Source organism: Streptomyces sp. NPDC055078 (assembly GCF_053607985.1).
Map to the genome: position 1 here is coordinate 1 of NZ_JBSGUP010000360.1, position 8348 is coordinate 8348.

Below are 8348 nucleotides of genomic sequence, written 5' to 3' on the forward strand. Positions count from 1 at the left end.
GTATGCTCACACGGCGAAGCCGCGCACCGGAAGGCAGAGAAGTGAACTACAGGGTCCAGCCCACCGCCCAGGTCGACGAGACCGCCGAGATCGGCGAGGGAAGCAGTGTCTGGGAACTCGCCCAGATCCGCGAGGGAGCCCGGCTCGGCACGGGATGTGTGATCGGTCGCGGCGCGTATGTCGGCACGGGTGTGCGCATGGGCGACAACTGCAAGCTCCAGAACTACTCGCTGGTCTACGAGCCCGCGGAACTCGGCGACGGGGTCTTCATCGGGCCCGCCGTGGTGCTCACCAACGACCACAACCCGCGCTCCGTCGACCCTGAGGGCAAGCAGAAGCGCGGCGGCGACTGGGAGGCCGTGGGGGTGCGGATCGCCGACGGCGCCTCGATCGGCGCCCGCGCGGTGTGTGTCGCACCACTGGAGATCGGCCGCTGGGCCATGGTCGCCGCGGGCGCCGTCGTGACGAAGGACGTACCGGACTTCGCCCTGGTCGTGGGCGTACCGGCGCGGCGGATCGGCTGGGTCGGCAAGGCGGGTGTCCGGCTGGTGGAGCGGGCGGACGAGCCGGGTGTGTGGGAGTGCCCGGGGACCGGGTCGCGGTACGAGGAGAAGGCCGGTGTACTGACCGAGCGGGCGTACTGACCGAGCCGGTGCACTGACCGAGCGCACCGTCTGATCCCGTTACGCGGCGTGATCCGCGCGATTATGCGGCCTGATCCGCGCGACGCTGATCCCGTCGCGCGGTCCGTGTCCGGTCCGGTCCGCGCGAACCCGATCACGCGCTCAGCCGTGCCGCTTCCCGAGCAGCAGCCGGTCGAACTCCGCGCTGATCACCGACCAGTCCCAGGTCGACAGCGAGTGCTTCGCCGCCGCGGCCGTCGCCGCCCGCCAGTCCTCGTCCGACCCGGTGTGCGCGAGGATGCGCTCGGCCGCCTCCTTCGGCGAGGCGACGACCCAGTCGGCGGGGAACAGGGTCCGCGCGCCGTGGTCCTTCCCGGCGAAGAACGGCCAGTCGCGCACCACGGGCAGGGCCCCGCTCACGGCACCCTCGACCAGACCGCAGTGGAAGCTCTCGCGCACCGAGCTGCTGAGGATGACGCCGACACCGGTCAGCGCGCCCGGTACGTCCTCGGTACGGCCGACCAGTTCGACGGCGCCCGCGGGAACCAGCTCGGCGAGATCCTTCTGCAACAGGTCGTCATAGGCGCGGGCGGCGGCACTGGCCTTGCGGTTGAGGCCGTCGCCGATGACGACGAGCCGGTAGCGCTCGTCGCGGGAGCGCAGCTCCCGCAGTACTTCCAGGGCCCAGCGCGGATCCTTCGCGACCGCGCTCACCCCCACCAGGCCGAGGGTGAAGCGGACATCGGCGGAGTCCTTCTCCTGCCGGAAGCGCTCCAGATCCATGGCGTTGGCGATGACGTGCAGTTCGGGCGCGTTCTCCGCGCGGAGCTGCGGCAGTACGTCCACCACCAGGTCGCGCAGATGCTCGCCGACGAAGACCATGTCGTCGACCCTGGAGTAGTCCACCAGGTGCGGCCAGTGGGTGAGTGCCTCGTAGCTGTGCAGCCTCAGGACGATACGGGTGGTTCCGGGGTCGACCTGGGTGAACAGGGCGGCGGCGCTGGTGCACCAGTCGACGAAGACGATGTCAGCCCAGTCCAGATGCGGGCGCAGTGCCTCCTCGACCTGGCGGCCGAAGGCCGGCTGTCCCCCGAGGCCGTGCTCCAGCATCCGGCCGCCGCTGCGCGCCAGCGGGCGCAGTGTGTCGTCGTCCTTGACGTCGAAGTAGCGGATCTCGACGTTGGGGTCGTCGCCGTAGCGGTCCAGGACCGGCTGGATGAAGTTGTCGTAGTAGTACGTGGTGACCAGCAGCCGCAGCGGCCGGCCGGCGGGCGCGGGGGCCGCCGGGACGGCCCGCCCGCCCGGCGCGACGAGCGCGGCGTACGCCGAACTGGCGCGGAACGGCTTGAGGAAGCCGGCCGGGTCGGCGGCGAGCGGCGAGGACAGTCCGTCGGAGTGGATGGCCCGGTGGAAGGCGAGACCCAGCGCGCTGGACAGGGCCGCCGCCGCTCCCTTGGTGTCGCCCTTCTTGTGCCGGGTGTCCGCCTGGCCGAGTGCGGCGGTGATCGCCCTGGTCCGGCCCGCCGGGTCGTCATGTCCCCTGGCCAGGTCGGCGCGGGCGGCCTCCGCGTACAGATCGGCCTGGAGCGCCCGGTTGGCGGTGAGCCGGGCGGCCGAGCTGAGCACCATGGACGCGCCGGCCTTCCGGCCGCCCTTGGTCATGGAGGTGCTGACCCGGCGGGCCAGCTTGGCCCGCATCCGGTCGGGCACCTTCGGCGCGTTGACGGCGATGCGCCACGCCTTGGCGCCGAGGGCGTTGCGCATCACGGCGGGTGAGGAGGCCCTGCGCAGGGTCGCGCCCACCGCTCGCCGGGTGTTCCGCTTGGTGGCGCGCGCCGCGTACGCCGGGCTGGGCATGGAGTTGCGCGCGTCCTGGATTCGGTAGTGCCCGGGGCGGTCCCGGCGGTCGGCCACCGCCTTGAGGGCGGGCGCGGTGCCGAAGACGGCCTGCGCGCGGCGGTTGCGCTGGGCGAACTGCCAGATGGTGTACACGGCGGACGGGTCCAGGGCGACCAGCACCTGGGCCCTGCGGGCCCAGACCCGTGTCTGCGGGTCGCGCTCGGCGCTCGCCCAGACGCGGCGGGGCGCGGGCAGCTTGCCGACGCGCTTCGCGAAGGCGGTACCGCGCGCTGCGTTGGCCTCTTTCAGGGAACGCAGTCCGTCGGGCGCGACGCCGTGGTCCGCGGTGGCGTCCGTGATGTCTGTGATGTCTGAGGTGCTGAACATGCCGACGAGCTGTACGGTCGCGCCCGCCGCGCGGAATTTCTCCAGGGAGGCCCTGAGGACCGCGGGCTGCGGTACCGCCCCCGCAATCAGAAGTACATGCGTCATGCCGCGAGGCCCTCCACCGCGTCCAGGTTCGAGGACGAAGAGGTGCGTCCCGATTCCACCGATTCCCGCGACCGCCGAACGGCCGCCCCACCCGCGCGCCGCGGAGATACCGGAGGACGTGCCCCCGGACTGCGGGCCGTTCGCGGCTTCCCCTGTGCTACGGCTTCGATCCGCGTGCGCGCCGCGCCGCCCTCCGTGACGCTGCCGACTGTCAACAGGGCGGACACACCGGGAAAACTATCATGTCGCTCCCCCGCGGCCGATGGCCCCACGGGCCCGCGGGGACGGGCCCGCACCGGACGCCCGGAGGACCGGGAGGCGCCCGGCGGGCGCTTCCCGGCCTTCGTTCAGCCGCGCTCCGTGCACCCGTGCATGCGCACAGCCGGGCATGCGTACGGTCGGCATGCGTGCGGTCGGGCAGCGGACGTCAGCCGCGCTTCGTACGGTCGGGCAGCAGACGGCTGTAGACCTCGTCGAGGATCTCGCCCTGGCGCTCCCAGGTCCACTGCTCCAGCAGGCCCGGCTTCTCGTACGCCTTGCGGTAGCGGCCGGGGTCGGCCAGCACGGTCTTCACCGCGCGGACGTAGTCCTCCACGTCCTGGGCGCGGAAGACCTCGCCCTGGCCGGTCGACTCCACCATCGCGGCCATGGTGCGGATGTCGCTGACCACCAGCGGCAGTTTGGCCTGCGAGTACTCGAAGAACTTGTTGCTCAGCGCCAGCTCGTGGTTGGGCAGGTGGTGCAGCGGGCTGACCGCCGCGTCCGCCGGTGACAGGAACTCGGGCACCTGCCAGTGCGGTACGAAGGGGAGGACATGGACCCGGTCGCCGACGCCCAGCTCCTCGATCAGCGCCTCGATCTTGGCCGTCGCGACGAACGGGCGGCCCGGCGGGACGGAGATCAGGGCGACATGCACATCGGGCAGCGACGGCATCGCCTCGATCATGGTCTCCAGACCGCGCACCGGATTGATGCCGCCGCAGTACACCAGCAGCTGGGTGTCCTCGTCGACGCCGCACAGCTCGCGCAGATCCGGCACCGGGTCCGCCTCCGCGACCTCCTCCGGATCGGGCGAGCACACCGGTGCGTTGAGCACCACGGTGGGCAGTTCCTTGAGCTTGTGGTCCTTCTTCAGCAGCTCAGCGAGCGACGGGGAGACGGTGATCGCGGCGTCGGCGAACTGCGCGTGCTCCTTCTCCCAGGCGATGTGGCCCAGCAGCCAGCGGGGGTGGGGCGAGTGCAGACCGGGCACATACTCATGGGCGTCCCACACCAGCTTCACCGGGCGCCCGGCGGCCCGTCCGCGCACCGCCGCCCGCGCGCCCACACCGAGCATGCGGAAGTCATGGGCGTGGATGATGTCGGGCTTCAGCTCGTCGATGTGATGGGCGAAGGTCAGCTCGAAGTCCCACAGATAGGGCATCAGCGAACGCCAGGACCGCTCACCGCGCAGCTTGTGCCACATGGTCATCGCGGCGCGGTCCAGCGGGGCCGTCAGCTCCTTGCGGGTCTTGCGCAGGCGCCGGGTCTGGCGGACGCGGAGCCCGACCCACTTGCTGTAGACCTTGGCGCCGACCCTCGGCAGCACCAGCCGCAGCGGGGAGCCGCTGGCGCTGCCCTTGCCCGGTCCGCCGGCGGTCTCGGCGGCCCGGCGGAAGTACAGATCGGACCGCCATGCCTTGGCCGCCTGCATCCGGTAGCGGGCGTACTGGTCACTGCGGTAGGCGAGCGGCTGGCGCAGCGGCGCGCGCCGCTGGTCGAATCGGTTCACCGTGAGCGCGGCGGGCTTCGGCACCAGGCGCACCTCGGCCTTGCCGATGTTCCAGGAGTGGTGCTTCTTGTTCGGTGAAAGACCGAAGAGGACAACCTCCCAGCCGGCGTCCGCCGCCGACCGAGCGGCCTTCTGGACCCGGGAGTCGTTGCGAACGCCGTTGTCGACGAGCATGACCACCCGCCCCCGTGTGCGCCGGGCCTCCGTGGCGCTGTCGAACCCCATGTACATGCCTTCCTCGATCTCTCCTGGACGCCTGCGCGTCAGCCGGTCTCACAGGCATTCCCAGGCCCCACTGCAGCCCAGGGAGCATACCGTCCCCCCGAAAGGTGCTATGAACGTCGCCGATGCCGTGTCCGTGGTCGGTCCATGGGCGGTCCCATGGTCCGCCCATTGTCGCCGAGGACCGCCCCGACCCGAACTACCGCCGCCGGGCCGGATTTCCGGCCCCTCGTACCATGGGGCGGAAAGGTGCGTCTCAGGCACCGATTCTTCCGTTCACAAGGAGCAGTACAGCGTGAAGGTCCTCAGTGTTGTCGGGGCTCGTCCCCAGCTGGTCAAGCTCGCCCCGATCGCCGCGGCCTTCGCCGACACCTCCCACGATCATGTGATCGTGCACACAGGTCAGCACTACGACGCCGATCTGTCCGACGTCTTCTTCTCCGGTCTCGGCATCCCCGACCCGGATGTGCACCTGGGCGTCGGCTCCGGCAGCCATGGGGTCCAGACCGGTGCCGTCCTCGCCGCCATGGACAAGGTCCTGGACGAGGAGCGCCCCGACTGGGTGCTCGTCTACGGCGACACCAATTCGACACTGGCCGGCGCGCTGTCCGCCGTGAAGCTCCACTACCGCGTGGCGCACCTGGAGGCGGGCCTGCGGTCCTTCAACCGCCGGATGCCCGAGGAGCACAATCGCGTGATGACGGACCACGCGGCTGATCTGCTGCTGGCTCCCACCGCGGAGGCGATGCGCCATCTCGCGAACGAGGGCCTGGCCGAGCGTGCCGCGCTCGTCGGCGATGTGATGGTGGATGTGTGCCTGCGCATCCGTGACGCGGTCCTGGCCGGTGAGCACCCGCTGCCCGAGCTGCCCGAAGGGATCGACCCCCAGGCCCCGTATCTCGTCTCCACCCTGCACCGCGCCGAGAACACCGATGATCCGGAGCGGCTCGCCGCGCTGGTCGACGCCCTCGCCGGGCTGCCGGTGCCGGTGGCGCTGCTGGCGCACCCGCGGCTGGTCGCGCGCGCCGAGAGTTTCGGGATCAAGCTGAACCAGGGCAGCCTGCACGCGGGCCGTCCGCTGCCGTACGCCGGTCTCGTCGCCGCGGTGCTGCGCTCGGCCGGGGTCGTCACCGACTCGGGCGGTCTGCAGAAGGAGGCGTTCCTCCTCGGCCGGGCCTGCACCACGCTGCGCCCGGAGACGGAGTGGGTCGAGACCGTGGAGAACGGCTGGAACGTCCTCGTACCCGACCCGAGGGAGCTGGGCCAGGACGCCTGGATCCGCACGGCCACCCGGACCGCGCCCGACAGCGCGCAGGGCGAGCCCTACGGCGACGGCAGTGCCGCCCGCCGTGTGGTCCAGGTCCTCGCCGACCAGCACTGAACGTCCCGTTCCCCGCCCGGCCTTCTCATCGCGGAGTCATCTCTTGCGCAATCCGATCAGACGTCTCAGCACAACCGGGCGGAGCAACCCGCTTCTGTCCCGCAGGGGCGGCCCCGCCCCGGTGACCCAGCCCGGCCGCCCGCACCTGATCTATCTGGCGATCGGCTTCCCGCCGGCGGCCAAGAGCTGCGCGTACCGCATGCGCGAGACGGCGAACCAGTTCATCGCCCAGGGCTGGGACGTGACCGTGGTGACCATTCTCGAAGAGAGCTGGGAACGCGAGTACGGCCTGGACCACACCCTGTCCCACGCGGTCGATCCGCGTACCAGCATCGTCGAACTGCCGCTGGTGCGCGATGATCTGGAGACGGACATCCGCCGGTTCACCGAGCAGCGCGCGCTCCAGCCCACCCAGTGGGCGCTGCGCGAGCGGGAGAGCCATCTGAAGCACTTCCCGGAGCCGGTGTTCGGCGGGTGGCGCGACGAGCTGGAGCGCGCCGTGGTCGACATCCACCGGGAGCGGCCGGCCGATCTGCTGGTGGCGAGCTGTGCTCCGTATGTGAATCTCGCCGCCGCGTGGAAGCTGTGGGAGACGCACCAGGTGCCGTACGCCATCGACTTCCGGGACGGCTGGTCCGTCGATGTGATCGGTGGCGGCGAGGCGTTCACCCGGGATTCGGAGTCCGGCCGGTGGGAGGAGAAGGTGCTCTCCGACGCCGTCGGGGTGTGGTGCGTCAATGACCCCATCGCCGACTTCTACCGGGACCGCTACCCCGAACTCGCCTCCCGTGTCCATGTCGTGCGCAACGGCTTCGACGCGGACAGCCTGCCGCCCGTCACCGCCGCCCCGAAGGAGGGCGAGGGGCTGGTCTTCGGCTATCTGGGGTCGGTCAATTTCAAGCCGGTCTTCCTGGAGACCGTGCTCGACGCCTGGCGGGCGGCGCGGCAGCGCGACCCGCTGGTGGCGCGTTCCCGCTTCGAGATCCGTGGCCACATCGGTGCCGGGGCCAGCCGTGAGGCCAACAAGCACATGGATCTGATCCGGGCGGCCGAGCCGGACGGTGTCGTCTTCGGCGGGCCCGTCCCCAAGGCCGAGGTCGCCGCCACTTACAACAGCTGGGACGCCCTGGTCCTCATGCTGGTCGGCGGCCGTTTCGTCACGTCCGGCAAGGTGTACGAGTTCATGGCCTCGGGGCTGCCGGTGCTCTCGGCGCACGAGCGGGACCACGACGCATCGGCCATGCTGGCGGGGCATCCGCTGTGGACGGGTGCGGAGGGCCTGGACGCGGAGTTCCTCACGGAGGCGTTCTGCTCGGCCGCGCGGATGGCGGTGGAGGCGGACGACGGGCAGCGCCGGGCCGCCCGGGAGCACGCGGCCCGCTTCGCCCGGGACGCCGTGATGGAGCCCGCTGTCCGCCGCCTCATCCAGGCCAGGGACGGCGCGGAGCGGGGCACCGCCGAAGCGGAGAGTGTGCGGGCGTGATCGAAGTACTCCTGGTGGCGGCTGCCGCCCCGCGCCCCGAGAACCTCACGGCGGCACTGCGGACTCTGTTGAACGGCGCTGACAGCGCGGGCGGCGCGGACGGGGGTGTACGGATCCGGCTGGCCGGATTCCCCCCGGCGGACGCCCTGCCCGACTCCGAACTGCTGACGGCGCGACACTCGTTCTCGGCGGGCGACGCCGCCCGGGGCAAGGCGTTCGCCACGGCCGCCCGTCAGGCCAAGGGTGCCGAGCGGGTGTGGCTGTCGGCCGAGCGGGACACCGAGCTGCGGTCTCTCGCCCAGCGGGCGAAGGTGATCGTGGCCCTGGACATCCAGGCCGTCTACACCGTCTGGCAGCTGGCCCGGCTCAATCGGACCGCGCACGCCTGCTACGGGGTCGCGGCGGCGGCCCGGGCCGTCGCGGACCGCCGTGCCCGGCCGGGTCACTACGCCCGGGCCGCGTTCATCGCCTCGCTGCCGGAAGCGGCCCGGCTGGCCCGGACGGCGAGGCGCCGTGCCATCGGGGCCCCCGGGGCCC

General features: G+C 71.6%; 5 protein-coding genes and 1 pseudogene. 4 read left to right on the forward strand and 2 right to left on the reverse strand.

The window, feature by feature from the left end; genetic code table 11:
* Positions 1-41: 41 nt before the first annotated feature.
* A complete protein-coding gene (locus tag ACWF94_RS25850) occupies positions 42-644 on the forward strand; it encodes an acyltransferase (RefSeq protein WP_453493075.1) in 603 nt (200 codons plus the stop codon).
* A gap of 141 nt (positions 645-785) precedes the next feature.
* Here the strand turns inward: ACWF94_RS25850 and ACWF94_RS25855 are convergent, their stop codons facing one another.
* Both ACWF94_RS25855 and ACWF94_RS25860 read right to left on the reverse strand, forming a co-directional pair.
* Positions 786-2954, reverse strand: coding sequence for a glycosyltransferase (locus ACWF94_RS25855; RefSeq protein ID WP_453493078.1), 2169 nt, complete (start codon positions 2952-2954; stop codon positions 786-788).
* Between the two features lie 427 nt (positions 2955-3381).
* On the reverse strand, positions 3382-4950 hold the full coding sequence (locus ACWF94_RS25860) for a glycosyltransferase family 4 protein (protein ID WP_453493081.1): 1569 nt from the start codon (positions 4948-4950) through the stop codon (positions 3382-3384).
* Between the two features lie 292 nt (positions 4951-5242).
* Here ACWF94_RS25860 and wecB point away from each other — a divergent pair, with 292 nt between their 5' ends.
* The 3 genes and pseudogenes from wecB to ACWF94_RS25875 all read left to right on the forward strand — a co-directional run.
* The gene (wecB, locus tag ACWF94_RS25865; RefSeq protein WP_453493084.1) at positions 5243-6328 is read left to right on the forward strand and encodes a non-hydrolyzing UDP-N-acetylglucosamine 2-epimerase; all 1086 of its coding nucleotides are present in this window, start codon (positions 5243-5245) and stop codon (positions 6326-6328) included.
* Positions 6329-6449: 121 nt separating this feature from the next.
* Complete coding sequence (locus ACWF94_RS25870; protein ID WP_453493087.1) at positions 6450-7811, forward strand: glycosyl transferase; 1362 nt, start codon at positions 6450-6452, stop codon at positions 7809-7811.
* Positions 7808-8348: pseudogene (locus ACWF94_RS25875) on the forward strand (glycosyltransferase); the annotation flags it as partial. The gene ACWF94_RS25870 and the pseudogene ACWF94_RS25875, both read left to right, overlap by 4 nt.